Annotated in this window: 21 protein-coding genes, 1 tRNA gene and 1 pseudogene; 12 read left to right on the forward strand and 11 right to left on the reverse strand. The window is 70.1% G+C overall.

From position 1 onward, the window contains the following. Positions 1 to 90: 90 nt before the first annotated feature. Positions 91 to 240: pseudogene (locus tag H293_RS0119525) on the forward strand (thiamine biosynthesis protein ThiC); the annotation flags it as partial. Positions 241 to 346: 106 nt separating this feature from the next. On the opposite strand, the gene H293_RS0119530 reads toward H293_RS0119525, so the two are convergent. From H293_RS0119530 to H293_RS0119540, 3 genes are all read right to left on the reverse strand, one after another. Next, entirely contained in the window at positions 347 to 1,210 is an 864-nt protein-coding gene (locus tag H293_RS0119530) for a membrane protein (RefSeq protein WP_020119539.1), read from the reverse strand. 193 nt (positions 1,211 to 1,403) lie between these two features. After that, entirely contained in the window at positions 1,404 to 2,468 is a 1,065-nt protein-coding gene (locus H293_RS0119535; RefSeq protein ID WP_020119540.1) for a metallophosphoesterase, read from the reverse strand. A 201-nt stretch (positions 2,469 to 2,669) separates the two neighbouring features. Beyond that, entirely contained in the window at positions 2,670 to 3,782 is a 1,113-nt protein-coding gene (locus H293_RS0119540; RefSeq protein ID WP_007383231.1) for a LacI family DNA-binding transcriptional regulator, read from the reverse strand. Positions 3,783 to 4,205: 423 nt separating this feature from the next. Between H293_RS0119540 and hisC the strand changes: the two genes are divergently transcribed. The 5 genes from hisC to H293_RS0119565 all read left to right on the forward strand — a co-directional run bounded on the left by hisC (position 4,206) and on the right by H293_RS0119565 (position 12,736). Beyond that, positions 4,206 to 5,285 carry a histidinol-phosphate transaminase gene (gene hisC / locus H293_RS0119545; RefSeq protein WP_020119542.1) on the forward strand — a complete coding sequence of 360 codons (1,080 nt, stop codon included), beginning with the start codon at positions 4,206 to 4,208 and terminating at the stop codon, positions 5,283 to 5,285. Between the two features lie 231 nt (positions 5,286 to 5,516). Then, positions 5,517 to 7,025 carry a cytochrome ubiquinol oxidase subunit I gene (locus H293_RS0119550; protein ID WP_020119543.1) on the forward strand — a complete coding sequence of 503 codons (1,509 nt, stop codon included), beginning with the start codon at positions 5,517 to 5,519 and terminating at the stop codon, positions 7,023 to 7,025. Between the two features lie 18 nt (positions 7,026 to 7,043). Further along, positions 7,044 to 8,048: a cytochrome d ubiquinol oxidase subunit II gene (gene cydB, locus H293_RS0119555; protein WP_020119544.1), complete on the forward strand. Its 1,005-nt coding sequence runs from the start codon at positions 7,044 to 7,046 to the stop codon at positions 8,046 to 8,048. Positions 8,049 to 8,107: 59 nt separating this feature from the next. Continuing rightward, the gene (gene cydD, locus H293_RS0119560; protein WP_020119545.1) at positions 8,108 to 11,596 is read left to right on the forward strand and encodes a thiol reductant ABC exporter subunit CydD; all 3,489 of its coding nucleotides are present in this window, start codon (positions 8,108 to 8,110) and stop codon (positions 11,594 to 11,596) included. 78 nt (positions 11,597 to 11,674) lie between these two features. Further along, on the forward strand, positions 11,675 to 12,736 hold the full coding sequence (locus H293_RS0119565; protein ID WP_028808008.1) for a M23 family metallopeptidase: 1,062 nt from the start codon (positions 11,675 to 11,677) through the stop codon (positions 12,734 to 12,736). Positions 12,737 to 12,748: 12 nt separating this feature from the next. Here H293_RS0119565 and H293_RS0119570 read toward each other — a convergent pair whose 3' ends face one another. The 8 genes from H293_RS0119570 to H293_RS0119605 all read right to left on the reverse strand — a co-directional run bounded on the left by H293_RS0119570 (position 12,749) and on the right by H293_RS0119605 (position 20,244). Further along, positions 12,749 to 13,633 (reverse strand): HAD family hydrolase, encoded by an 885-nt coding sequence (locus tag H293_RS0119570; protein ID WP_199790174.1) that lies wholly within the window; start codon positions 13,631 to 13,633, stop codon positions 12,749 to 12,751. 83 nt (positions 13,634 to 13,716) lie between these two features. After that, positions 13,717 to 14,619: an LLM class flavin-dependent oxidoreductase gene (locus tag H293_RS0119575; protein WP_020119548.1), complete on the reverse strand. Its 903-nt coding sequence runs from the start codon at positions 14,617 to 14,619 to the stop codon at positions 13,717 to 13,719. A 52-nt stretch (positions 14,620 to 14,671) separates the two neighbouring features. Further along, complete coding sequence (locus H293_RS0119580) at positions 14,672 to 15,127, reverse strand: hypothetical protein (RefSeq protein ID WP_028808009.1); 456 nt, start codon at positions 15,125 to 15,127, stop codon at positions 14,672 to 14,674. Positions 15,128 to 15,151: 24 nt separating this feature from the next. Next, the gene (locus H293_RS0119585; RefSeq protein WP_020119550.1) at positions 15,152 to 15,724 is read right to left on the reverse strand and encodes an RNA 2'-phosphotransferase; all 573 of its coding nucleotides are present in this window, start codon (positions 15,722 to 15,724) and stop codon (positions 15,152 to 15,154) included. Positions 15,725 to 15,846: 122 nt separating this feature from the next. After that, the gene (locus H293_RS0119590; RefSeq protein WP_020119551.1) at positions 15,847 to 16,785 is read right to left on the reverse strand and encodes a MerR family transcriptional regulator; all 939 of its coding nucleotides are present in this window, start codon (positions 16,783 to 16,785) and stop codon (positions 15,847 to 15,849) included. Next, positions 16,782 to 17,651: a metal-dependent hydrolase gene (locus tag H293_RS0119595; protein ID WP_020119552.1), complete on the reverse strand. Its 870-nt coding sequence runs from the start codon at positions 17,649 to 17,651 to the stop codon at positions 16,782 to 16,784. The genes H293_RS0119590 and H293_RS0119595 overlap by 4 nt, the downstream gene beginning before the upstream one ends. Next, positions 17,648 to 19,405 (reverse strand): SDR family oxidoreductase, encoded by a 1,758-nt coding sequence (locus H293_RS0119600; protein WP_020119553.1) that lies wholly within the window; start codon positions 19,403 to 19,405, stop codon positions 17,648 to 17,650. Before H293_RS0119600 ends, H293_RS0119595 begins: the two co-directional genes overlap by 4 nt. Beyond that, entirely contained in the window at positions 19,402 to 20,244 is an 843-nt protein-coding gene (locus H293_RS0119605) for a M24 family metallopeptidase (RefSeq protein ID WP_028808010.1), read from the reverse strand. Before H293_RS0119605 ends, H293_RS0119600 begins: the two co-directional genes overlap by 4 nt. Positions 20,245 to 20,492: 248 nt before the next feature. On the opposite strand from H293_RS0119605, the gene H293_RS0119610 reads away from it, so the two are divergent. The 6 genes from H293_RS0119610 to H293_RS0119635 all read left to right on the forward strand — a co-directional run bounded on the left by H293_RS0119610 (position 20,493) and on the right by H293_RS0119635 (position 24,655). Continuing rightward, the gene (locus H293_RS0119610; RefSeq protein WP_028808011.1) at positions 20,493 to 21,458 is read left to right on the forward strand and encodes an ABC transporter ATP-binding protein; all 966 of its coding nucleotides are present in this window, start codon (positions 20,493 to 20,495) and stop codon (positions 21,456 to 21,458) included. Then, complete coding sequence (locus H293_RS0119615) at positions 21,448 to 22,356, forward strand: hypothetical protein (RefSeq protein WP_007383217.1); 909 nt, start codon at positions 21,448 to 21,450, stop codon at positions 22,354 to 22,356. Before H293_RS0119610 ends, H293_RS0119615 begins: the two co-directional genes overlap by 11 nt. After that, a complete protein-coding gene (locus H293_RS0119620; protein ID WP_020119556.1) occupies positions 22,353 to 23,264 on the forward strand; it encodes an ABC transporter ATP-binding protein in 912 nt (303 codons plus the stop codon). The genes H293_RS0119615 and H293_RS0119620 overlap by 4 nt, the downstream gene beginning before the upstream one ends. An 11-nt stretch (positions 23,265 to 23,275) precedes the next feature. After that, positions 23,276 to 23,995, forward strand: coding sequence for an ABC transporter permease (locus tag H293_RS0119625; protein ID WP_020119557.1), 720 nt, complete (start codon positions 23,276 to 23,278; stop codon positions 23,993 to 23,995). A 107-nt stretch (positions 23,996 to 24,102) separates the two neighbouring features. Then, positions 24,103 to 24,300 carry an SGM_3592 family protein gene (locus H293_RS0119630; protein WP_007383214.1) on the forward strand — a complete coding sequence of 66 codons (198 nt, stop codon included), beginning with the start codon at positions 24,103 to 24,105 and terminating at the stop codon, positions 24,298 to 24,300. Between the two features lie 268 nt (positions 24,301 to 24,568). Beyond that, positions 24,569 to 24,655, forward strand: a tRNA-Ser gene (locus H293_RS0119635). Positions 24,656 to 24,681 lie beyond the last annotated feature (26 nt).

Here is a 24,681-nt window from a genome sequence, read left to right on the forward strand (position 1 = left end):
GGATGAGAAGCCGAGGCTAGTGATCTGGGCAGTCGGTGACCAGGGAGTATCCGATCACGAATCGAGAAGCGAGATCCGGTGTCGGCCACCTGTGGATTGATCCTGCCGTCGATGAAGATCTCCCAGGACATCCGCCGACTCCACGGCGACAGTCAGGAGGAGATCGAGGAGGGCATGGCCCAGAAGTCGAAGGAGTTCGCGGCGGCGGGCAACCGGGTGTACCTCCCGATCGCCGACTGACGCGGGCGGACCATCGACGGGCGGACCGTCGACGGGCAGTCCGCGGGCAGGTCTTCGGCTTGCGCTCCCCGGGGTGGGGGCGCAAGCCGAGGGGCTGTGCCGGGTGTCACTCCGGCTGGTGCTCCGGCCCCCCGAAGTCCGGGCTGGTGTAGTCCGGGCTGGTGAAGCTCGGGCGGGCACCGGAGGCTCCCTCGTCGGGGCTGCTGAAGCCCGGACGGTCGTAGCCGAGGCTGGGCATCCTGCTGGTCGGCGCGGGCGGTGCCGTGTGGTGCAGTGCGGCGGTGCCGGGGTCGGCCAGGGCCTCTCCGAGGAAGGGGAGGAGGCCGCGTTCCAGCAGGGCCTCGCGCCAGGCGTCCCTGGCCCGTGCCACCTCCTCGCTCAGCTCGCCGTACTCCGCGTCCGGCGAGGGCCGGTTGTGCAGGGCGGTGATCAGCAGGCCGCCGGCGGCGACCAGGATCGCGGCCGCGGTCAGGGCTCCGAACACCCAGCCGATAGTGATCATGGCGTGGGCGAATGCCGGCGGTGGGCTGAGCATCTGGAGGATGTATCCCACGAGCAGGAAGATCGCCGCGGCGATTCCGGCCAGGACAGGCGTCAGAACGGCGGCGACGGCGACGGCGCCCGCACCGGCGGTCTCGGCGACCTCTCCCATGGTGGTGGCGAGCCCCATCGCACCCGTGCCGGACTCGGCCGGGCCGGGTTCGTGCACGGACGACAGGGTGGACGGCGTCGCCGGGCGGCGCTGTTCCTCGCGGACCTTCACGTAGTGCTGGTACTCGGTCGCCGCGGCCGCCGTGATGAGTGCGGTGGCGTTGAGCGCCATGGTGCGCAGCTGTTCGGGATTCAGCCGCTGTCCGACCGCGGCCAGTTCGGGACGGCGTGGTGCGGAGCGCAGCGCCTCATCGAGGATCCGCTCGTACTCCTGGCGGTCCTCGCTGTGCAGGTGCTGCGGAACGCTGTTCATGTGCATCCCCCGATGCTCCGTAGGGCTTGGGGCTCGCATGCCAACGAGCCGTCGGGCAGAAACGGAGGGGAGCCTGCTACGGATAAGCAGATGGTAGAGCGGTCACGGCACAGGGTGACAGGGGGTTTCCAGAAATTGGCCTCTGGCCTGCGCGGTCGACGGTCACTCCGTCGTGGGGGAACGACTGCCCTGTGAAGGCTCAGATATCCAGGGGCAGTTGCTGGACCAGCAGTTTTCCGGCCATGGTCACCCCGCCGTCCATCGCGATGGCCAGTCCGTCGGCGTAGACGTGCGGTCCCTCGACCACCGGACCGGATTCCTCCTTGTCGTCCTCGGAGCCCACTTCGCCGAGCAGATAGGGGATCGGGCTGTGGCCGTGGACGATGCGGGTGCCGCCGTACGTGTCGAGCAGGGACCGCACATGGTCGGCGCCGCCCTCGTCGCGGAAGGAGAAACGCTTGGTGAGTTTGCGGAACAGGTCCCACACCTCGTCCGCGTCATTGCGCGTGAGGGTCTCGCGGACGGTGTCGTTGACCGCCTCGATCGAGTCGCCGTAGTCGAGATAGGCGGTGGTGTCGGAGTGCACGAGCAGATGGCCGTCGACCTCCTCGACGGCGTCGAGGCGGGCCATCCACTGCAGGTGGTGGTCCTGGAGGCGGTCCATGTCGGTCTTCTGTCCGCCGTTGAGCAGCCAGGCCGCCTGGAAGGTGGCGGTGCCCGCGCCGGAGTTGACGGGGGTGTCGCCGAACCGCTTGGCGCCGAGCAGCAGCAGCTCGTGGTTGCCCATGAGCGCCTTGCAGTAGCCGCCGGCCGCGGCGGCCTCCGCGGACAGCCGCATCACGAGGTCGATGACGCCGATGCCGTCGGGTCCTCGGTCGGTGAAGTCGCCGAGGAACCACAGCCGGGCGGTGCCGGCGCTCCAGTTGCCCGCGTCGTCGACCAGGCCCTTCTCGTGGAGTGCGGCCATCAGTTCGTCGAGGTAGCCGTGGACGTCGCCGACGACGTACAGCGGGCCGGGGCCGTCCTCCGCGTGCTCGGTGGGATCTGCGGCCGTCTGGATCCCGTCACCGTGGTCGATGACGGGCAGGTCCTGCTCGGTCGGGGTGTACCCCTCCGGGTAGGCCTCCTCGTGGGCCGGGACGACGTCGCCGGGGTGTGTGCTGTGGCCGTACGGACCGGTCTCGTTGACGTACGCGGGCACCCGGAAGTCGCGCAGCACCGCCGTGCGCTCCACCTCGGGTCCCTGACCGGCCCCCTGAGTCATCAGACCCCTCCACCATCGCGCCGCATCTGCACCGCTTCGGACTGCCTGGTCGCAGCGGCCCGCGGTGTCGTGGGCCCATCATAGGAATGCGGATCGCGCCGTGTGATGACCCAGGGGTGGTGAATCGGAGCAAGACTCCTGTTCACCGCGGCATTCGCCCCGATTGGGCCGGGCTTCGCCCCTCACCCGGCCACTCTGCGGTTACTGCTCCTCGGGCGACCGCGGCGGGCTGACCGTCGTGCGCGGGGCCCTCCGCTGGGACGAGGTGCGCACGATCAGCTCCGTCGGTATCACCTGCTCGACCGGTTGGTCCGATTCGACCCCTTCGATGGCGTCGATGAGGAGCTGGATCACGGCCGTGCCGATGCGGCGGGGCTTGAGGGAGAGCGTGGTGACGGGCGGCTCGGTGCTGGCGTACACGGTGGACTCGCTGCAGCAGACGATCAGCAGGTCGTCCGGGACGCGCAGCCCGTAGCGGCGGGCGGCGGCCAGCAGGTCGGTGCCGTTCGGGTCGAACAGGCCGTAGACGGCGTCCGGTCGGTCCGGGCGGGCGAGCAGCCGGTCGGCGGCGACGGCGCCCGCGCACGGATCGTGCGCCGGGTAGGCCTCGTAGACCGGATCCTGGCCCACCCGCTCGCACCAGCGCAGATACGCGGTGGTCGACAGATGGGTGTACGTGTCCGTCGTCGTCCCGGTCAGCAGGCCGATGCGGCGGGCGCCGGCGTCGGCGAGATGGTCGAGGATGCCGAGGACGGCGGCCTCGTGGTCGTTGTCGACCCAGGCGGTGACCGGGAGCGCGCCGGCCGGGCGGCCGTCGGAGACCACCGGCAGGCCCTGCCGGACCAGCTCGCTGACGACCGGGTCCTGGTCGGACGGGTCGATGACCACGGTGCCGTCCAGGGCGACGTTCGACCACACGTCGTGGCGCGAGGTGGCCGGGAGGATGACGAGGGCGTAGCCGCGGGCGAGCGCGGCCGAGGTGGCGGCCCGCGCCATCTCGGCGAAGTACGCGAACTCGGTGAAGGTGAAAGGTTCATCCCCGTACGTCGTCACGGTCAGGCCGATGAGTCCCGACTTGCCCGTACGGAGGGTTCTGGCCGCGGCCGAGGGCCGGTAGCCCAGCCGGTCGGCGACCTCCCTGACATGGCGGCGGGTGGCGTCCGGGAGCCTGCCCTTGCCGTTCAGGGCGTCGGAGACGGTCGTGATGGAGACTCCGGCTGCGGCGGCCACGTCTCTGATGCCCGCCCGGCCCGGCCGACTGCCTCGACGTGAGGTTTCCGCGCGGCTCACCTGGTGCTTCCCTGCTGCTGTCATGGCGAGCCGATAGTAGGGCTCATGCGGTGGGGTAGGGCGGACGCATATGCACGCGTTGACAGGCACGTTTCTGCAAGGTCATTTAGTGCCAACTGCCTATGAAAGAAAGCCAGTTGCACGATCCAATGGCACTACGTAACTTGTCGGCACGCATGAGCCTGCCAAGTTCCCGATGTTTCGAAGAGGTCTCAACTCACCTGCACGGGTGATGCGCGCTACGGCGTGAGCCACCGGCGCATAGATATATGTGATCGCGCCCCCGGATTCGCCTGCCTTCGTACGGTGATGCCCCTGATGCCTGTGGGGTTGATGAGGTTGGTTCTCACCTGTACGCAGCAGGGCCCAATCCTCATAAGGTGAGCAGTATTGGAGCCGGCTGCCGGAGTCGGCCGCCATGCGTCGGTGGTCATGAGGAGGACTGCGGTGAGCGAGACAAGCCCCAAGCTGCGCGCCGAGCTGGAGAGTATCCCCACGTACAGGCCGGGCAAGCCCGCAGCTGCCGACGGTTCGGTGGCCTACAAGCTGTCCTCCAACGAGAACCCCTATCCGCCGCTGCCGGGCGTGCTGGAGACCGTGACGGCCGCGGTCTCCTCCTTCAACCGCTACCCGGACATGGCCTGCACGGGCCTCATGAACGAGCTGTCCGAGCGCTTCGGCGTCCCGCTCTCCCACCTGGCCACCGGCACCGGTTCGGTCGGCGTCGCCCAGCAGCTGATCCAGGCGACCTCGGGACCGGGCGACGAGGTCATCTACGCCTGGCGGTCCTTCGAGGCGTACCCGATCATCACGCAGATCAGCGGCGCGACCTCGGTGCGGGTACCGCTGACGGCGGGTGATGTGCACGACCTGGACGCCATGGCCGACGCGATCACCGAACGGACCCGGTTGATCTTCGTCTGCAACCCCAACAACCCGACGGGCACGGTCGTGAAGCGTGCCGAGCTGGAACGCTTCCTCGACCGGGTGCCGAGTGACGTGCTGGTGGTGCTGGACGAGGCCTACCGCGAGTTCATCCGCGATCTTGAGGTGCCGGACGGTGTGGAGCTGTACCGCACGCGGCCCAACGTCTGTGTGCTGCGCACCTTCTCCAAGGCGTACGGCCTCGCGGGCCTCAGGGTCGGCTTCGCGATCGCCCATGAGCCGGTGGCCGCGGCGCTGCGCAAGACGGCGGTGCCCTTCGGAGTGAGCCAGCTCGCCCAGGACGCGGCGATCGCCTCGCTGCGGGCCGAGGACGAACTGCTCGGCCGGGTCGGCTCGCTGGTCTGTGAGCGCAACCGTGTGGTGGAGGGGCTGCGGGCCCAGGGCTGGACGGTGCCCGAGACCCAGGCCAACTTCGTCTGGCTGCGGCTGGGGGAGCGCACCGTCGACTTCGCGGCGGCGTGCGAGCAGCACGGTGTGGTCGTACGGCCCTTCGCGGGAGAGGGTGTGCGCGTGACGGTCGGGGAGGCCGAGGCGAACGACATCTTCCTCAAGGTGGCGGAGGGCTTTCGCAAGGAGCTGTGACGCGACGCGCCGAGTCTGCGGGCCCGGGGTTTCACGTGAAACCCCGGGCCCCGCGCGCCAGGGGCCGAACGGGCCCCTTCAGATGTGACCTATCGGACCCACTCAGGGACCCCCCACCCATCACGTGTCGAACCGCCATGCGTCATAATTGCTTGTGAATGTGAACGCTTTCACAAGCGCTTCGCTTTGCAAGGATTTGTTCCACAAGCCTGTGAGGTAAGGAGCGGCGACGTGGACCTGGCTCTGGCGCCGGAGACCCTGGCGCGCTGGCAGTTCGGCATCACCACCGTCTACCACTTCCTGTTCGTCCCCCTGACGATCTCCCTGGCCGCCCTCACGGCAGGCCTCCAGACCGCCTGGGTGCGTACAGAGAAGGAGAAGTACCTCAGGGCCACCAAGTTCTGGGGCAAGCTCTTCCTGATCAACATCGCGATGGGTGTGGTCACCGGCATCGTCCAGGAGTTCCAGTTCGGCATGAACTGGTCCGACTACTCGCGGTTCGTCGGCGACGTCTTCGGTGCCCCGCTCGCCTTCGAGGCCCTGATCGCCTTCTTCTTCGAGTCCACCTTCATCGGCCTGTGGATCTTCGGCTGGGACAAGCTGCCCAAGAAGATCCACCTGGCCTGCATCTGGATGGTCTCGATCGGCACGATCCTGTCGGCGTACTTCATCCTCGCGGCCAACTCGTGGATGCAGCACCCCGTCGGCTACCGGATCAACAAGGCGAGGGGCCGCGCCGAGCTCACCGACTTCTGGGCGGTGCTGACCCAGAACACCGCGCTCACCCAGGTCTTCCACACCATGTCGGCCTCCTTCCTGACCGGTGGCGCCTTCATGGTCGGCATCGCGGCCTTCCATCTGTTCCGCAAGAGGCACATCGCGGTGATGAAGACCTCGCTGCGCCTCGGCCTGATCACCGTGGTCGTTGCAGGCATGCTCACCGCGATCAGCGGTGACACGCTCGGCAAGGTCATGTTCAAGCAGCAGCCGATGAAGATGGCGGCGGCCGAGGCGCTGTGGGACGGCCAGGACTCCGCACCCTTCTCGATCTTCGCCTACGGCGACGTGGAGAAGGGCCACAACAGCGTGGCCATCGAGATCCCGGGCCTGCTGTCCTTCCTCGCCGACGACGACTTCACCTCGTACGTCCCCGGTATCAACGACGTCAACAAGGCCGAGCAGCAGAAGTACGGTCCGGGCGACTACCGGCCCAACATCCCCGTCACCTTCTGGGCCTTCCGCTGGATGATCGGCTTCGGCATGGCGTCCTTCGCCATCGGCCTCGCCGGACTCTGGCTGACCCGCAAGAAGTTCATGCTCCCGCAGCACCTGAGGGTCGCCGACGACGAGGTGCCGCATCTGGTCCTCTTCAAGAACAAGGCCCTCAGCCCCAAGCTCGGCAGGCTCTACTGGCTCGTGGCGATCTGGACCCTGGGTTTCCCCCTGATCGCCAACTCCTGGGGCTGGATCTTCACCGAGATGGGCCGCCAGCCGTGGGTCGTCTACGGCGTCCTGCAGACCCGGCACGCGGTCTCCCCCGGCGTCTCCCAGGCCGAGGTCCTCATCTCGCTGCTGGTCTTCACGGCGCTGTACGCCATCCTCGCCGTCGTCGAGGTGAAGCTGCTCGTGAAGTACGTCAAGGCCGGCCCGCCCGAGCTCACCGAGGCAGACCTCAACCCGCCCACGAAGATCGGCGGCGACCCGCGTGACGCCGACAAGCCGATGGCCTTCTCGTACTAGGCCGAGGGAGATCGAGTCATGGAACTTCACGACGTCTGGTTCGTGCTCATCGCCGTCCTGTGGACCGGCTACTTCTTCCTGGAGGGCTTCGACTTCGGGGTCGGCGTCCTCACCAAGCTGCTCGCCCGTGACCGGACCGAGAAGCGCGTCCTGATCAACACCATCGGTCCTGTGTGGGACGGCAACGAGGTGTGGCTGCTGACGGCGGGCGGCGCGACCTTCGCCGCCTTTCCCGACTGGTACGCCACGCTCTTCTCCGGCTTCTACCTGCCACTGCTGGTCATCCTGGTCTGCCTGATCGTCCGGGGGGTCGCCTTCGAGTACCGGGCCAAGCGGCCCGAGGAGAACTGGCAGCGCAACTGGGAGACCGCGATCTTCTGGACCTCGCTCATCCCCGCGTTCCTGTGGGGCGTGGCCTTCGGCAACATCGTGCACGGGGTGAAGATCGACCAGCACTTCGAGTACGTCGGCACCCTCTGGGACCTACTCAACCCGTACGCCCTGCTCGGTGGACTGGTGACGCTGACGCTGTTCACGTTCCACGGAACGGTGTTCACGGCCCTGAAGACCGTCGGGGAGATCCGGGAGCGGGCACGGAAGCTGGCGACCCGGGTCGGTCTCGTCACCGCCGCGCTGGCGCTGATCTTCCTGCTCTGGACGCAGGTCGACAGTGGTGACGCCAAGAGCCTGGTCGCGCTGGTGGTGGCCGTGGCGGCGTTGGTCGCCGCTCTGGTGGCCAACCAGGCGGGGCGTGAGGGCTGGTCGTTCGCGCTGTCGGGCGTCACCATCGTGGCCGCCGTGGCCATGCTCTTCCTGACGCTCTTCCCGAACGTCATGCCGTCCTCGCTCAACGCGGACTGGAGTCTGACGGTCACCAACGCCTCGTCGAGCCCGTACACCCTGAAGATCATGACCTGGTGCGCGGGGATCGCCACACCGGTCGTCCTGCTCTACCAGGGCTGGACCTACTGGGTGTTCCGCAAGCGGATCGGCACGCAGCACATCGCCGAAGCCGCCCACTGAGCCCGATATGGGGCATGTTTCACGTGAAACATGCCCCTTGAGAAGAGGGTGTGTTTCACGTGAAACCGATCGACCCGCGTCTGCTCCGATACGCCCGGGCCACCCGCCTCTTCCTGGTGGCCGTGGTCGGTCTGGGCGGTCTCGGGGCCCTGCTGGTCATCGCCCAGGCGATGCTCATCGCCGAGATCGTGGTCGGCGCGTTCCAGCACGGTCTCGCGGTTGCTGAACTCCGCACTCCCCTGGCGCTGTTGGCGGCCGTCGCGGTCGGCCGTGGACTCGTCTCCTGGCTCACCGAGCTCGCCGCACACCGGGCGAGCGCGGCAGTGAAGTCGGAGCTGCGGGGGAGGCTGCTGGAACGGGCCACGGCACTGGGGCCCGGGTGGCTGAGCGGGCAGCGGACGGGTTCCCTGGTCGCCCTCGCCACCAGGGGGGTCGACGCCCTCGACGACTACTTCTCTCGCTATCTCCCGCAGTTGGGCCTTGCGGTGGTCGTGCCGGTGGCGGTGCTGGCGCGGATCGTGACCGAGGACTGGGTCTCCGCGGCCATCATCGTCGGGACGCTTCCCCTCATCCCGGTCTTCATGGTGCTGATCGGCTGGGCCACGCAGTCCCGGATGGACCGTCAGTGGCGGCTGCTGTCCCGGCTGTCGGGGCACTTCCTGGACGTCGTCGCGGGTCTGCCCACCCTGAAGGTGTTCGGCCGGGCCAAAGCACAGGCCGAGTCGATCCGGCGCATCACCGGCGAGTACCGGCAGGCGACCATGCGGACGCTGCGGATCGCCTTCATCTCCTCCTTCGCCCTGGAGCTGCTCTCGACGCTCTCGGTGGCGCTGGTCGCCGTGACGATCGGGATGCGTCTCGTCCACGGCGAGATGAACCTGTACGACGGCCTGGTCATCCTCATCCTGGCCCCCGAGGCGTATCTGCCGCTGCGGCAGGTGGGGGCGCAGTATCACGCGGCGGCGGAGGGACTGGCGGCCGCCGAAGAGATCTTCACGGTCCTGGAGACTCCGGTACCGGCATCGGGCACCGCTGCGGTACCGGCCGGTGCGCTGGCCTTCGAGCGGGTCACGGTCAGGTACCCCGGGCGCTCGGGGGACGCCGTCACGGACGTGTCCTTCGAGGTCGCGCCCGGGGAGACGGTCGCGCTGGTCGGGCCCAGCGGGGCGGGCAAGTCGACGCTGCTGAACGTCCTGCTGGGGTTCGTGCGGCCGGCCGGGGGGCGGGTGAGGATCGGGGGAGCCGATCTCGCCGAGGTCGACCTGGAGGAGTGGCGGTCACGCGTCGCGTGGGTGCCGCAGCGGCCGCAGCTGTTCGCCGGGACGATCGCCGAGAACGTACGGCTGGCCCGGCCCGACGCCGAGGAAGCCGCGGTACGGCGGGCATTGGGGGACGCGGGGGCCCTGGAGTTCGTCGACGCCCTTCCCCTGGGGGCCGACACCGCGCTCGGCGAGGACGGTGCCGGGCTGTCCGCCGGGCAGCGGCAACGGCTCTCGCTGGCCCGGGCGTTCCTCGCGGACCGGCCGGTACTGCTCCTCGACGAACCGACGGCCGCGCTCGACGGAGCCACCGAGGCGGAGGTCGTGGCGGCGGTACGGCGGCTGGCGGCCGGGCGGACGGTCCTGCTGGTGGTGCACCGACCGGCGTTGCTCGGGGTGGCGGACCGGGTCGTGCGGCTGGCGGAGCCTGCGGCACCGGCTCCGGTGGGCGGCGTGGCCAGCACGTCCACGGCACACACGGTCGAGGACGGCGGCCCGGCTTCGGCCGAGCCCGGGACGAGTGAGGTGCCGACACGGGCGCGCGGTGTTCTCGCCCGCGTCCGCGCCATGTCCGGCCCCCGACGAGGCCGGCTCGTGCTCGCGCTGCTGCTCGGCAGTCTCGCGCTCGGCTGCGCCGTGGGACTGATGGCCACCTCCGGGTGGCTGATCTCGCGGGCCTCGCAGCAGCCGCCCGTGCTGTATCTGATGGTGGCTGTGACGGCGACCCGTGCCTTCGGGATCGGGCGGGCCGTGTTCCGGTACGCGGAGCGGCTGGTGTCGCACGACGCCGTGCTGCGCATGCTCGCCGACACCCGGGTCGCCGTGTACCGGCGTCTGGAACGGCTGGCGCCCGCCGGTCTGCGCACGGCCCGCCGTGGTGATCTGCTCTCGCGGCTCGTCTCCGACGTGGACACCCTCCAGGACTACTGGCTGCGCTGGTTGCTGCCGGCCGGTGCGGCCGTCGTGGTGTCCGCGGCTTCCGTGGGCTTCACGGCCTGGTTGCTGCCGGAGGCCGGTGCCGTGCTGGCCGCGGGCCTGCTGGCCGCCGGTGTCGGTGTCCCGCTCATCACGGGGACCGTGGCGCGCCGGGCCGAGCGCAGGCTCGCCCCCGCCCGTGGGGCACTGTCGACCCGCGTGACCGATCTCCTCACCGGGACCGCGGAGTTGACCGTCGCCGGTGCCCTTCCTGCCCGTACCGCCGAGGCACGGCGGGCCGACGGCGTCCTCACCCGGATCGCCTCGCGCGCCGCCACCGCCACCGCACTCGGTGACGGCCTCACCGCCCTGATCTGTGGCCTGACCGTCACCGCAACCGCCCTGGTCGGCGCTCAGGCGGTCGCCTTCGGGCGGCTCGGCGGGGTCGCCATGGCCGTTGTCGTGCTCACTCCGCTGGCCGCCTTCGAGGCCGTCCTCGGGCTGCCGCTCGCCGTGCAGTACCGCCAGCGGGTGCGCAGGAGCGCGGAGCGCGTCCACGAGGTGCTGGACGCGCCCGAGCCGGTACGGGAGCCGGAGCACGCTCGGCAGGCGCCCGCCTCGCCGTTCCCGGTCGTCCTCAGAGGGCTGACCACCCGGCACGAGGGCCAGGACCGGGACGCGCTCGCGGGCCTCGACCTGACCCTCGCCGAGGGCCGGAGGATCGCCGTGGTCGGTGCCTCCGGCTCCGGCAAGACAACGCTCGCGCAGGTGCTGCTCCGCTTCCTGGACGCGGGCGCCGGCACCTACACCTTGGGCGGAGTGGACGCCTACCGGCTGCGCGGCGACGACGTACGGCGGCTGGTGGGGCTGTGTGCGCAGGACGCGCACCTCTTCGACAGTTCGGTGCGCGAGAACCTGCTCCTGGCCAAGAAGGACGCGACAGAGGAGGAGTTGCGGGACGCGTTGCGGCGGGCCCGCCTGCTCGACTGGGCCGAAAGCCTGCCTGCCGGGCTCGACACGCTGGTCGGAGAGCACGGGGCGTGGCTGTCCGGAGGTCAGCGCCAGCGGCTCGCGCTGGCCCGGGCGCTGCTCGCCGACTTCCCGGTCCTCGTGCTGGACGAGCCCGCCGAGCATCTCGACCTGCCCACCGCCGACGCGCTCACCACCGATCTGCTGGCCGCCACCGAGGGCCGTACGACCCTCCTCATCACCCACCGCCTGGCCGGGCTCGAGTCGGTCGACGAAGTGGTCGTGCTCGACGAGGGACGGATCGTGCAGCGTGGTTCCTACGCGGAGTTGACGGGTGTGGAGGGGCCCCTGCGGAGGATGGCCGAGCGGGAGGCGGAGTCGGAGCTGCTGGTGGCCGCGCACTGACCCGTCCGCAGCAACGTGTCCCCCAGCCGTACGCCTTGAACAGGACCGGGGCCAGGTGCCCGCGACAGGATCGCTGACATGCGATCACCTCGCCGTCATCCGCTGCTCGTTCCGGCTCTGCTGTGTGCGTTGGCGGTGCTGGTGGCTCGCCCCACGGACGCCGCCGCCGGTGTGGGCCGCCGCGAGGACGGTGACTCGGGGATCAGCGCGCAGGTGGTGCGGCTGTACCAGGACGCGGCGCTGGCTACCGGCCGGTACGAGGCGGGGCGCCAGGAGGCGGAGGCGCAGCGGGCGCGGGAGCAGTGGTTCGAGGAACTGCTCGGCCGGGAGCGGCGGGAGATCGCCGTTCTGCGCGAGGGCCTCGGACGTATCGCCCGGGCCCAGTACCGCGACGGCGGTGGTCTTCCGCTCACCGCGCAGATCATCTTCGCGACCGACCCCGCCGAACTGATGAGAGGTCAGCACGTCTTCTCCCGGACGACGCTGGCCGTCGACAACGCGGTCGAGAAGAGCCGTCGGGCCGAGGCCCGGCTCGCGGCGGACGAGGCGAAGGCCGCGGCGGTCCGGCGGAGGATGGAGCGGCGCAGTGCCGAACTCGCCACGCTGAAGCGGGACATCGAGCGGACGCTCGAAGAGGCCCGGGGGCAGTTGCAGGGACAGGCCGACGCCTCGGTGGCGGCCGGTTCGTGCCGGGGTGCCGTGCGCCTGGGCCAGCCGCAGCAGGCCGTCGAGCAGGCCTGGGTCACTCCGGTGGCGGCGTACGAGCTGTCCGCCGGGTTCGGCAGCGGTGGGTCGCACTGGGCGAGCCGGCACACCGGGCAGGACTTCGCGGTGCCGATCGGGACGCCGGTGCGGGCGGTGGGCGCGGGCCGGGTGGTGAAGGTGTCCTGCGGCGGCGCCTTCGGCATCGAGATCGTGATCGAGCACACGGGCGGCTATGACACGCAGTACGCCCATCTGGCCGCCGTCACCGTCGACCAGGGGGAGAGCGTCGCAGCCGGGCAGTGGATCGGCCAGTCGGGCACGAGCGGCAACTCCACCGGCCCGCATCTGCACTTCGAGGTGCGGGTCACGCCCGAGGCGGGCTCGGCGGTGGACCCGGTGCCGTGGCTGGCGGCACGAGGGGCACCGGTCGGCTGAGCCGCGCGCCCCCTATAGCCGCTCCAGCATCCGCTCGATCACGACGGCCACCCCGTCGTCGTTGTTGGCGACGGTCCGGCCCGAGGCCGCCGCGATCACGTCGGGGTGGGCGTTGCCCATCGCGTACGACTGTCCCGCCCAGGTCAGCATCTCCACGTCGTTGGGCATGTCCCCGAAGGCGACGACCTGCTCGTGCGAGATCCCGCGCTCGGCGCAGCACAGGGCGAGTGTGCTGGCCTTGGAGACGTCGGGGCCGCTGATCTCCAGCAGGGCGCTGGGGCTGGACCGGGTGACGTTGGCGCGGTCACCGACGGCCATGCGGGAGAGCGTGAGGAAGGCGTCCGGGTCGATCGAGGGGTGGTAGGCGAGGATCTTCAGCACCGGCTCGGCGGCACCGGGACCGTCCTCGGCCAGCAGTTCCTCGGCGGGGGCGAGGTTGTCCGGGATCTCCATGTGCAGCTTGGGATAGTCGGGTTCCTGGTAGAAGCCGTACGTCTGCTCCACCGCGTACACCGTGCCGGGCGCCGCCTCCCGCAGCAGCCGTACGGCGTCCAGGGCGTTCTCCCGCGCCAGCTCGCGTACCTTCACGAACCGGTGGGCACCGGGGCCGCCGTGCAGGTCGACCACCGCGGCGCCGTTGCCGCAGATGGCGAGGCCGTGGCCGTGGACGTGGTCGCTGACGACATCCATCCAGCGGGCGGGGCGGCCGGTGACGAAGAAGACCTCGATGCCGGCCTCTTCGGCGGCGGCGAGGGCTGCCACCGTGCGGGGGGACACCGACTTGTCGTCGCGCAGCAGAGTGCCGTCGAGATCAGTGGCGATCAGGCGCGGCGGTATGCCGGCGGCCGGGGTCTCGGGCTGTCGAGTCGCTGAGGTCACCCGCTCATTCTCCCGCATATGCCTGCACGACCGTGCGGGTGCCCGCACACGTGAGACATAGATGACGCGGGGGCGGACCCCACCCTCCCGGTGCCGCTGTCTCAGCCCAGCTGTGCCGGTGCCTCCATGGCGATCTGCTCGAAGATCTTCTGGTCGGCGGCGAAGACCGAGTCGGGGATCGGCCAGTGGATCACGAGTTCCGTGAAGCCGAGTTCCCGGTGGCGGCCGGCGAAGTCGACGAACGCGTCGAGGGACCCCAGCGGGTGCCCGCGGTCCGGGGTGAAACCGGTGAGCAGGATCTTGTCCAGGGTGTGCACGTCCCGGCCGAGTGCCGCGCAGGCATCGGTGAGCTTGTCGACCTGACCGCGGAGGGCCTGGCGGGACTGCTCGGGTGTGCCGTTCTCGTACAGCTTCGGGTCTCCGGTGGTCACCCATGCCTGTCCGTGTCGTGCGGCGAGCTTCAGGCCGCGCGGACCGGTGGCGGCCACGGCGAAGGGCAGCCGGGGCCGCTGGACGCAGCCGGGGATGTTGCGGGCCTCGTGCGCCGAGTAGAAGTCGCCCTCGTAGGACACGGAGTCCTCGCTGAGCAGGCGGTCGAGCAGCGGGACGAACTCGGCGAGCCGGTCGGCCCGCTCGCGCGGGGTCCACGGGTCCTGGCCGAGCGCGGTGGCGTCGAAGCCGGTGCCGCCCGCGCCGATGCCGAGGGTGACACGGCCGCCGGAGATGTCGTCGAGGGTGATCAGTTCCTTGGCGAGGGTCACGGGGTGCCGGAAGTTCGGCGAGGTCACCAGGGTGCCCAGGCGCAGCCGGTCGGTGACGCCCGCGGCGCCTGTCAGGGTGGGCACGGCTCCGAACCAGGGTCCGTCGCGGAAGGTGCGCCAGGACAGGTGGTCGTAGGTGTATCCGGTGTGGAAGCCGAGTTGCTCCGCGCGCTGCCATGTCTCGCGGCCCCCCTCGTTCCAGCGGCGGTGAGGGAGGATCACGGTGCTCAGGCGCAGACTCATGTGTCCGAGCGTAAGCGGCGGGCCGTGTTTCACGTGAAACAGCGACTCACGGTCACTGTGTGCGGGCGCTGAGCCAGGAACTGAGGCCGACCAGGATGAACTCCTTGTGCACGCGGTCGCCCGGGAGCGGCACCATCAGGAAGTGGCCGGGCGGGAAGCGGCGCGCCTTCACCCAGGCGTGGCCTTCGTAGAGGGCGCGGAGGAAGGCGGGGACGTCGTCGCGGGCGACGTCGGGGCACTCGACTCCGTCCACGGTGATCAGGGCGTCGTCGTCCGGGAACAGGCGCACATCCACCCGGGGCCGGCCGCCGAGCTCGACGTAGGCCTCGTGGGGCAGGGTGCCGTCCGGGTCGGTGGTGACGCCGACGCCTGCCGCGCTGCGGCGTGAGGTCTGGTCGGCGCCGATGTCGTGGGTCACCTCGATGGCGAGGCCGTACTCGGTGGCGAGGATGCGCAGTGCGGTGACGGCGGCCTCGGTGGTGGGGAGGTGGTCCCTGCCGTTGTCCATGGTGTCGATCATCTCCCACCGGGCTCAGTGCGACTCGGGCAGGCGCAGGTATCGCGGTGGCACGGCCTGGGTCAGCCACACCCCGTTCGCGCTGACGTGGAAGACGTGGCCGTCGCGGTGCATGACCTGCGCGTCCACGGAGAGCACGACGGGGCGCCCACGGCGGGCTCCGACCCGGGTCGCGGTCTCGCGGTCGGCCGACAGATGGACATCGTGACGGTTCATGGGACGCAGTCCCTCGGCGCGGATCGCGTCCAGGTAGCGGGCCACGGTGCCGTGGTAGAGGTACGGCGGCGGAGTCGACGCCGGTAGGCCGAGGTCGACGTCGATGCTGTGGCCCTGGCTGGCGCGGATGCGGGTGCCGTCGATCGCGAAGCGCTGTTTGTCGTTGGCGGCGACCACGTGGTCCAGCTCGTCCCGGGTGAAGCGGAAGCCGTGCGCGGTGGCAGCGGCGATCAGCATGTCGATCTCGACCCAGCCGGCCTCGTCGAGCGTGAGCCCGATGCGCTCGGGCTGGTGGCGCAGATGCTTCGAGAGGTACTTCGACACCTTGACGGTACGTCTCTCGTCCCACTCGCGTGGCCTGTTCTCGTTCATCCCGCCAGGGTGCCGGGAGAGACGTGAATCACGCGAATGATTTTGACTCGGATGTTTGATCCACAACCAACTGTAGTTATCCACAGGCTACTTGGCGTTTCTGTGGACAACTCCCTGTCATGTCAGCCCTCTTCGTCAAGATCGACTGGGGGACGCCCACTTGACGTGAGCGCATCCAACTTCCTTGCCCGCACCTCCCGTTCAGCCGCCAGCACAAAGAACTCCGTCACCCGCTCCGCCCCAACAAGCCCCTCCACCGCCCGCATCGTCTCCTCGGGCACGGCCACGGAACGTGACGCGCCACGCTCGTCCGGCGTCTCCTCGGACCCGAGGTGCTGCCGCAGCTGCCGGGCCGCCAACGACCTCATCGCTCGCGCGAGTTCGGCGTCCACGGTGTGCTGCGCGAGGGGCCGAAGCCGTCGTACCAGTGAGGCCGCTTCGGTGGCGTCCGCGTCGGTCGGTGGGTGCGGTCCTTGCAGGTAGCGGGCGAAGACATGCTCGGTGGTGAACTCCAGGAAACGGGCGGCGATGTGCTCGACCTGCCCCCTCAACTCCCGCAGGTGGCCCGAGATCGCGGAGAGCGGTACTCCGGACGCGTGCAACTCGACCGCCACGGCGAGCTCTTGGGGGCTCGGCACGAGGAAGGAGCCCTCGTCTCCGGGTACCGGCTCCAGCACGCCGAGTTCCACCGCCTCGGCCACCGCGGCCTCGTCGGGGATGCCGCCGAAGCGTGCGGCCAAGTCGGCGCGGGAGATGCGGACGGCCTCCTCGTCGGTCCACGGGCCGTCGACCTCGGCGACCAGACCGAGGATCCCGCCGAGGCCGCGGCCGGAGTCGTATGCCTCCAGGAGTTCCTTGATGGAGGCCAGGCCGTAGCCGCGGTCTAGGAGGTCGGCGATCTGCCGCAGCCGGGCGAGGTGGGTGTCGGTGTAGATGTTGGCGCGGCCGCGGCGCTCGGGGCGGGGGAGCAGTCTGCGGTCCTGGTAGGCGCGGATGGTGCGGACGGTGGCGCCGCTGAGGTGGGCGAGGTCCTCGATCCGGTAGGCGGGGGTGTCGCTCACGAGGCCGCCCTCGCCGCCGGTGACCGCTTCAGGTACTCCGCCGCGCGGCTCGACGACCCTTCCCGAGAAGGGTGGTAGGACCGTCGGAGGTAGCGCGGTACGGCCGCGCCCAGCTCTCGCCAGGGCGGCAGCAGGCCCTTTCGTACGGCCTGCTCGTGCTCCTTGAGCGAGTAGCGCGCCCGTCCCGTCGGCTGTGGATCGTGACGCATCAGATAGGCCGTCCCCCATACCCACAGGTACAGCATCACCGGGGCCGTCACCGCCATGCCCGCGATCCGGCGGGCGTAGCGGGCTGTGCCGGTGCCGCCGCAGTGCTGGTACATGTCGAAGGCGACCGCGCGGTGTTCGACCTCCTCGGCGCCGTGCCAGCGGAGCAGGTCGAGCATGACCTCGTCGGCGCCGGCCCGGTCGAGGCCGTCGGCGGCCAGGACCCAGTCGCCGAGCACCGCCGTGAACTGTTCGACGGCGGCGACGACGGACAACCGGAACCGCAGCCACTCGCGCGCGGGAATGGGCGCGTTGAGCGGTGGACGCTCGCCGAGCAGCCGCTCGAAGAGGAAGTCGGCGTACTTGGTGAAGTCGGCGGTGTCGAGCCGCTGAGCCGCCAGGTGGTCCAGTACGTGGGTGTGCTGGACGCTGTGCGTGGCCTCCTGGCCCATGAACCCCTTCACGTCGGCGCGGAGTTCGGGGTCGGTGATCAGCGGCAGGGCCTCCTTGAAGACCTTCACGAACCAGCGCTCCCCCGCCGGCAGCAGTAGGTGCAGGACGTTGATGACGTGGGTGGCGGTGGGCTCGCCGGGGATCCAGTGCAGCGGAGTGCGGGACCAGTCGAAGGCCACCCGGCGCGGGGCGATCTCGTGGCTCACTTCGGCGGCTCCAGCCGTGCGATCGCCCGCAGTGTCTTCGGCGCCCACCGGGCCAGGGCGTGCGCGCCGCGGGCCTCGGGGGTGACCGGCACGACGGCCTGGTTGCGCACGACCGCTCTCAGAATCGCGTCGGCGACCTTCTCGGGCGGGTAGTTCCGCAGCCGGTAGAGGCGGGCCGTGCGCTTCTGGCGGCGTTTCTCCTCGTCGGCGTCGACGCCCGCGAAGCGCGCGGTGGAGGTGATGGCGGTGTTGACGAAGCCGGGGCAGATCGCCGAGACACCGATCCCCCGGCCTGCCAGTTCCGCGCGCAGGCTCTCGCTGAGCATGAGGACGGCGGCCTTGGAGGTGCCGTAGGCGGACAGCGCCCGGGAGGGCTGGTAGGCGGCCGCCGAGGCGATGTTGACGATGTGGCCGCCCTGGCCGCGGTCGGCCATCTGCCTGCCGAAGAGCCGGCAGCCGTGGATGACACCCCACAGGTTGACGTCGAGGACCTTCTTCCAGTCCTCGGTGGTGGTGTCGAGGAAGGAGCCGCCGATGCCGATGCCGGCGTTGTTGACGAGGACGTCCACCACGCCGTACTCGGCGGCGACCTTGGCGGCGAGCTTCTCCATGGCCTGTTCGTCGGAGACGTCGACGGTCTCCGCCCAGGCCTCGGGGGCGCCGAGCAGCCGGGACAGTTCGGCGGTGCGGGCGGCGGACTCGGTGTCCCGGTCGACGGCCACCACGCGCGCGCCGGCCTCGGCGAAGGCGAAGGCGGTGGCCCGTCCGATGCCGCTGCCCGCGCCGGTGACGAGGACGAGCTGCCCGCCGAACCGGTCGGCGTGCTTCCCGGTCGCCCGCACGGCGGTCCGGCCGCCTTCGACGGACGTCACGAACTCCGTGATCCACGCCGACAGCTGGTCGGGCCGGGAGCGGGGGATCCAGTGCTTGGCGGGCAGGGTGCGCCGGGTCAGCCGGGGTGCCCACTGCTCCAGGCCGTCGTAGAGCTTCTCCGAGAGGAACGCGTCGCCCAGGGGCGTGATGAGCTGCACGGGCGCGTGTGCGTACGCGTCGGTGCGCGGGCGGCGCAGCCGGGACCGGATGTTGTCCCGGTACAGCCAGGCGCCGTGGGCCGCGTCGGCGGGCAGCGAGGCGGTCGGGTAGCCGTCGGCCGGGACCTTCTCGACGCGCTCCAGCATGCGCGGCCAGGCCTTGCCGAGCGGGCCTCGCCAGGCCAGTTCGGGCAGGGCGGGGGTGTGCAGCGCGTACACGTACCAGGACTTCGCGCCCTGGCCGAGGAGCTGGCCGATGCGGCGGGGGGTGGGGCGCCTGAGGCGGCCCGCGATCCAGTGGCCGAAGTGGTCGAGGGACGGTCCGGACATCGAGGTGAAGGAGGCGATGCGGCCCTCGGTGCGCGGGACGGTGACGAACTCCCAGGACTGCACCGAGCCCCAGTCGTGTCCGACCAGGTGCACGGGCCGGTCCGGGCTGACGGCGTCCACGACGGCAAGGAAGTCGTCCGTCAGCTTCTCCAGGGTGAACCCTCCGCGCAGCGGCTCGGGTGCCGTGGAGCGGCCGTGGCCTCGGACGTCGTAGAGGACGACGTGGAAGCGGTCGGCGAGGCGGGCGGCGACCTCGGACCAGACCTCCTTGCTGTCCGGGTAGCCGTGCACCAGGACCACGGTCGGCTGTCCGGGGTCGCCCAGTTCGGCCACGCACAGGTCGACTCCGCCGGTCCGTACCCGGCGTTCGCGCGCGTCTTCGAGCAAGGTCACTTCTCCTCCGCCCAGCGCCGCACGTGCGGCAGATCGTCGTCCAGCCAGAAGGCGCTCTGCTCGGGGTCCCGGGAGTCGGTGACGACCAGGATCTCCTCGAACTTGGCGCCCGTGCCCCGGAATCCGAGGTGGGGTTCGACCGCCCACAGGCCCGGCTGCGGCGGGTGGTCGGAGAAGCGGTACGGCGACCACAGGGGCGACCAGCCCTCCCGGTGACCGTGCAGCGCGTCGGCCGCCAGTCCCTTCAGGGACTGGGTGCCGAACCCGAACACCTGCGGTGACCAGCGGCGTTGCTTGACCCGGTCGACCTTGTGGGCGATCACGCCGAAGGGGTACGCGCGGTGCCGGTTGGCGTATCCCTGGCGGACCATGAGTCGGTCGACATCCTCGTAGATCTCGCGCAGGGACCGCCGCTCACGGACCTCGCGCAGGATCAGCTCGCGGTGCGCCTCCAGGTCGGCCATCAGCCTGTCCTGGACGGGGTTGATGCCGAGCGAGCCGGAGTAGCCGATGTCCGCGGTGTAGCCCTCGTACACCGGGGCCATGTCCAGGATGAACGGCATCCCGGGCTCCAGGCGGCGGTCGGTGGGGAAGAACTGGAGCGGAACGCGGAAGCCCGTGAACGCCGTGCGGTCCCCGAACCAGGCGAAGGGCAGGTGGAACCAGTCCCGTACGCCCCGCTCCCGCAGCCACTGGCGCTGCATCCGGGCGGCCTGCCGCTCGCTCACGCCGGGCTCCAGGCGGGCCGCGACCGCCTCCGCGCAGTCGTAGGCGAGTCGCTGGACCTGCCTGAATCCCCGCAACCGGGTGGAGAGTTCGCTGTTCACTGCTGTGGTCATGCCGCCTCGTCCCCGTCGACTGCGGTACGTGCCCGTAACGTGACACTGGCGAATGTGACAGTCATGGGAGGTTGCGTCAATAGGGCCCGGATCGGCTGTGGAAAAACCCGGCGATGTGGAAAACGGGGGCCGCGTTGTGGGACCTCAGGGTGACCCCTAGGTGCCCGTACCTCTGGAGTCTGATGCCGATGCAGCTCTGCGGGGTGACGACCGGAGTGGTCCGCGTCACTACTGTCGGGGATGTGACTGTGATCGCGACCGAAAGCCTGAGCAAGCGGTTCCCCCGGGTGACCGCGCTTGACCGGCTCTCCTTGGACGTCGGACCCGGTGTTACCGGACTCGTCGGCGCCAACGGAGCCGGCAAGTCCACCATGATCAAGATCCTGCTGGGTCTGTCCCCCGCGTCCGAGGGCCGTGCCGAAGTGCTCGGGCTCGACGTCGCGACCGAGGGCGCCGCCATCCGTGAGCGGGTCGGCTACATGCCGGAGCACGACTGCCTGCCGCCCGACGTCTCGGCCACCGAGTTCGTCGTGCACATGGCCCGCATGTCCGGCCTGCCGCCCACCGCCGCGCGGGAGCGCACCGCGGACACCCTGCGCCATGTCGGCCTGTACGAGGAGCGCTACCGCCCCATCGGCGGCTACTCCACCGGCATGAAGCAGCGCGTGAAGCTCGCCCAGGCCCTGGTGCACGACCCGCAGCTGGTCTTCCTCGACGAGCCGACCAACGGCCTGGACCCGGTCGGCCGCGACGACATGCTGGGCCTGATCCGCCGCATCTACACCGACTTCGGCATCTCGGTCCTGGTCACCTCGCACCTGCTGGGCGAGCTGGAGCGCACCTGCGACCACGTCGTCGTCATCGACGGCGGCAAGCTCCTGCGTTCCAGCTCCACCACCGACTTCACCCAGACCACGGCGACCCTCGCGGTCGAGGTCACCGACACCGACGCGCACCCGGACGGCACCCGCGCGGTGCGCGAGGCGCTGCACGCGCGCGGGGTGGAGGTCCTCGACTCCCAGAGCGGGCTGCCGGGCGCCGGCCACATCCTGCTGCTGACCGCACAGGGCGAGGAGACCTACGACGTCGTCCGGGACGTCGTCGCCGACCTCGGCCTCGGCCTGGTCCGCATGGAGCAGCGCAGGCACCACATCTCGGAAGTCTTCACGAACGAGGACGAGCAGCGGAAGGAGGCCGTCGGCCATGGCAGTTGAGCACCCGGTCACCGTCCCCTCGGGTGACCAGACCCGCATCCACAACATCGGCTACCGCACCTACGACGGGCCCCGCCTCGGCCGTTCCTACGCCACCCGCTCGCTGTACTCGCAGTCCCTGCGCGGCGCCTACGGCCTCGGCCGCTCGGTGAAGTCCAAGGTGCTGCCGATGCTGCTGTTCGTCGTGATGTGCGTGCCCGCGGCCATCATGGTGGCCGTCGCGGTCGCCACGAAGGCGAAGGACCTGCCCGTCGACTACACGCGCTACGCGATCATCATGCAGGCCGTCATCAGCTTGTACGTCGCCTCGCAGGCACCCCAGTCCGTCTCGCGCGACCTGCGCTTCAAGACCGTGCCGCTGTACTTCTCGCGGCCCATCGAGACGGCGGACTACGTACGCGCCAAGTACGCGGCGCTGGCTTCGGCGATGTTCATCCTGACCGCCGCCCCGCTGATCGTGCTCTATGTGGGCGCGCTCCTGGCCAAGCTGGATTTTGCCGACCAGACCAAGGGGTTCGGGCAGGGACTCGTCTCCGTGGCGCTGCTCTCGCTCCTCTTCGCCGGTATCGGCCTGGTGATCGCGTCGGTCACTCCGCGCCGCGGCTTCGGCATCGCGGCCGTGATCGCCGTCATGACCATCTCCTACGGCGCGGTCTCCACCCTCCAGGCCATCGCCGACGCCCAGGGCAGCTCCAGTGCCGTCCCGTGGATCGGCCTGTTCTCGCCGGTCACGCTCATCGACGGACTGCAGTCGGCGTTCCTCGGCGCGAACTCGGCGTTCCCGGGAGCGGTCGGCCCGTCGAACGGCGAGGGCGTGGTCTACGTCCTGGCCGTCCTCGGCCTGATCGCCGCGTGCTACGGCCTCCTGATGCGCCGCTACAAGAAGGTGGGACTGTGACCACGCTCCAGATCGACCATGTCTCCCGCTGGTTCGGCAACGTGGTCGCCGTCAACGACATCACCATGACGATCGGCCCCGGCGTCACCGGCCTCCTGGGCCCCAACGGCGCCGGAAAATCCACCCTCATCAACATGATGGGCGGCTTCCTCGCCCCCTCCACCGGCACCGTCACCCTCGACGGACAGCAGGTGTGGCGCAACGAGGCCATCTACCGGCACATCGGCATCGTCCCCGAGCGCGAGGCGATGTACGACTTCCTCACCGGCCGCGAATTCGTCGTCGCCAACGCCGAGCTGCACGGCCTCGGTGCCAAGGCGGCCCAGCAGGCGCTGGCCACGGTCGAGATGGAGTACGCGCAGGACCGCAAGATCTCGACGTACTCCAAGGGCATGCGCCAGCGCGTGAAGATGGCGAGCGCGCTCGTCCACGACCCCTCGCTGCTCCTGCTCGACGAGCCCTTCAACGGCATGGACCCCCGTCAGCGGATGCAGCTCATGGACCTGCTGCGGCGCATGGGCGACGAGGGCCGCACCGTGCTGTTCTCCTCGCACATCCTCGAAGAGGTCGAGCAGCTCGCCTGGCACATCGAGGTGGTCGTCGCGGGCCGGCACGCGGCCAGTGGTGACTTCCGCAAGATCCGCCGTCTGATGACCGACCGTCCGCACCGCTACCTGGTGCGTTCCAGCGACGACCGGGCCCTCGCGGCCGCGCTGATCGCCGACCCGTCGACGTCGGGCATCGAAGTCGACCTGGCGGAGGGCGCGTTGCGCATCCAGGCCGTCGACTTCGGCCGTTTCACCGCGCTGTTGCCCAAGGTCGCGCGCGACCACGGTATCCGGCTGCTCACGGTCTCGCCCTCCGACGAGTCCCTCGAGTCCGTCTTCTCGTATCTCGTCGCGGCGTAGGAGGCCCAAAGATGTACGACCCCACAGTCGCCCGACTCACCTACCGGGCCCTGCTCGGCCGCCGCCGGGCCCTCATCCTGGGCGCCCTGCCCCTGCTGCTGATCGTGATCTCCGTGATCGTGCGCGCCCTGGTCGGCGCCGACGACCAGACCGCCTCCGACCTGCTGGGCGGGCTCGCGCTCGCCACCATGGTGCCGATCATCGGCGTCATCGCGGGCACCGGCGCGATCGGCCCGGAGATCGACGACGGCTCGGTGGTGTACCTGCTGTCCAAGCCGCTCAAGCGGCCGACGATCATCTTCACCAAGCTGATCGTGGCGATCGCCGTGACGATGGTGTTCTCGGCCCTGCCGACGCTGATCGCGGGCTTCATCCTCAACGGCAACGGCCAGCAGATCGCCGTCGCCTACACGGTGGCGGCGCTGGTCTCCTCGATCGCCTACGCGGCGCTCTTCCTGCTGCTGGGCACGGTGTCCCGGCACGCGGTGGTCTTCGGTCTGGTCTACGCGCTGGTCTGGGAGGCCCTGTTCGGCTCCCTGGTCGCCGGCGCGAGGACCCTGAGCGTCCAGCAGTGGTCGCTGGCCGTGGCCCACAAGGTCGCGGGCGGGGACCTGGTCACCTCGGACGTCGGACTGCCGACGGCCACGGTGCTGCTGGTCGTGGTGACCGTCCTCGCGACCTGGTACGCGGGACAGAAGCTGCGGTCGCTGACGCTGGCCGGCGAGGAGTAGGCGCCCCTGACGTACCACTGATGTCCCGCTTACTGACAGGGACTTCACCGTTGTCCGGGCAGACTGGACAAAGGGGAACGTTCGGCTGCGAGTCGAAGGGGACGGGCATGGCGGACGACTGGGACGACCTCGTTCTGGACGAGGACTTCATACGGTCCGCGGGGACGACCGAGCCGTCTGCCCGTGCCCGGATGCTGGCGGCGCGCTGGCGTGACGAGGAGCCCGAACCGCAGCCCTGGCGCTCCGACGAGCCGCCCGCCGGGTGGTTCTTCAGCAAGCGCCGACGGCGGTGGCGGCGCCGGTAGCCTCGAACACACGGCCGCATTTAATCGGTGGCGCCCAACTGGTCGTACAGGCACAGTGGTTGTGTCCACATCGCCGGACGACATACCGGCGCCACGTTCTGGGAGAGGAGCCGGACGATGTCCCTGCACGACAGTACGTCCAGCTCCCGTCAGGGCAGCCCGCGGAGGACTCCGGTGTAGTTACGCCACCGTGGAGTCCACCCGCAGGAACCGCCCGGGGCGGCCGCTTCGAGCACGCGACGTCGCTCTCGCGTGAGGCCGCCCACCCGGAGGATTGGCCGAGAGGTAAGGCACCGGCTTGCTAAGCCGTGGTCGGGCTGGAAAGCCCGCGCACGTTCGATTCGTGCATCCTCCGCGAGACGTTGTCACTGGGACTAGACC

Origin of the sequence: Streptomyces canus 299MFChir4.1 (assembly GCF_000383615.1) — a bacterium.
Taxonomy (GTDB): Bacteria; Actinomycetota; Actinomycetes; order Streptomycetales; family Streptomycetaceae; genus Streptomyces; species Streptomyces canus_C.

Bases quoted from the DNA above. Each gene is read 5' to 3' on its own strand.
- H293_RS0119540 (WP_007383231.1), bottom strand. From the start codon at position 3,782: ATGACAGCAGCAGGGAAGCACCAGGTGAGCCGCGCGGAAACCTCACGT.
- H293_RS0119580 (WP_028808009.1), bottom strand. From the start codon at position 15,127: ATGGACAACGGCAGGGACCACCTCCCCACCACCGAGGCCGCCGTCACC.
- cydB (WP_020119544.1), top strand. From the start codon at position 7,044: ATGGAACTTCACGACGTCTGGTTCGTGCTCATCGCCGTCCTGTGGACC.
- H293_RS0119565 (WP_028808008.1), top strand. From the start codon at position 11,675: ATGCGATCACCTCGCCGTCATCCGCTGCTCGTTCCGGCTCTGCTGTGT.
- H293_RS0119630 (WP_007383214.1), top strand. From the start codon at position 24,103: ATGGCGGACGACTGGGACGACCTCGTTCTGGACGAGGACTTCATACGG.
- H293_RS0119570 (WP_199790174.1), bottom strand. From the start codon at position 13,633: ATGCGGGAGAATGAGCGGGTGACCTCAGCGACTCGACAGCCCGAGACC.
- H293_RS0119530 (WP_020119539.1), bottom strand. From the start codon at position 1,210: ATGCACATGAACAGCGTTCCGCAGCACCTGCACAGCGAGGACCGCCAG.
- H293_RS0119625 (WP_020119557.1), top strand. From the start codon at position 23,276: ATGTACGACCCCACAGTCGCCCGACTCACCTACCGGGCCCTGCTCGGC.
- H293_RS0119575 (WP_020119548.1), bottom strand. From the start codon at position 14,619: ATGAGTCTGCGCCTGAGCACCGTGATCCTCCCTCACCGCCGCTGGAAC.
- H293_RS0119535 (WP_020119540.1), bottom strand. From the start codon at position 2,468: ATGACTCAGGGGGCCGGTCAGGGACCCGAGGTGGAGCGCACGGCGGTG.
- H293_RS0119585 (WP_020119550.1), bottom strand. From the start codon at position 15,724: ATGAACGAGAACAGGCCACGCGAGTGGGACGAGAGACGTACCGTCAAG.
- H293_RS0119605 (WP_028808010.1), bottom strand. From the start codon at position 20,244: ATGACCACAGCAGTGAACAGCGAACTCTCCACCCGGTTGCGGGGATTC.
- H293_RS0119615 (WP_007383217.1), top strand. From the start codon at position 21,448: ATGGCAGTTGAGCACCCGGTCACCGTCCCCTCGGGTGACCAGACCCGC.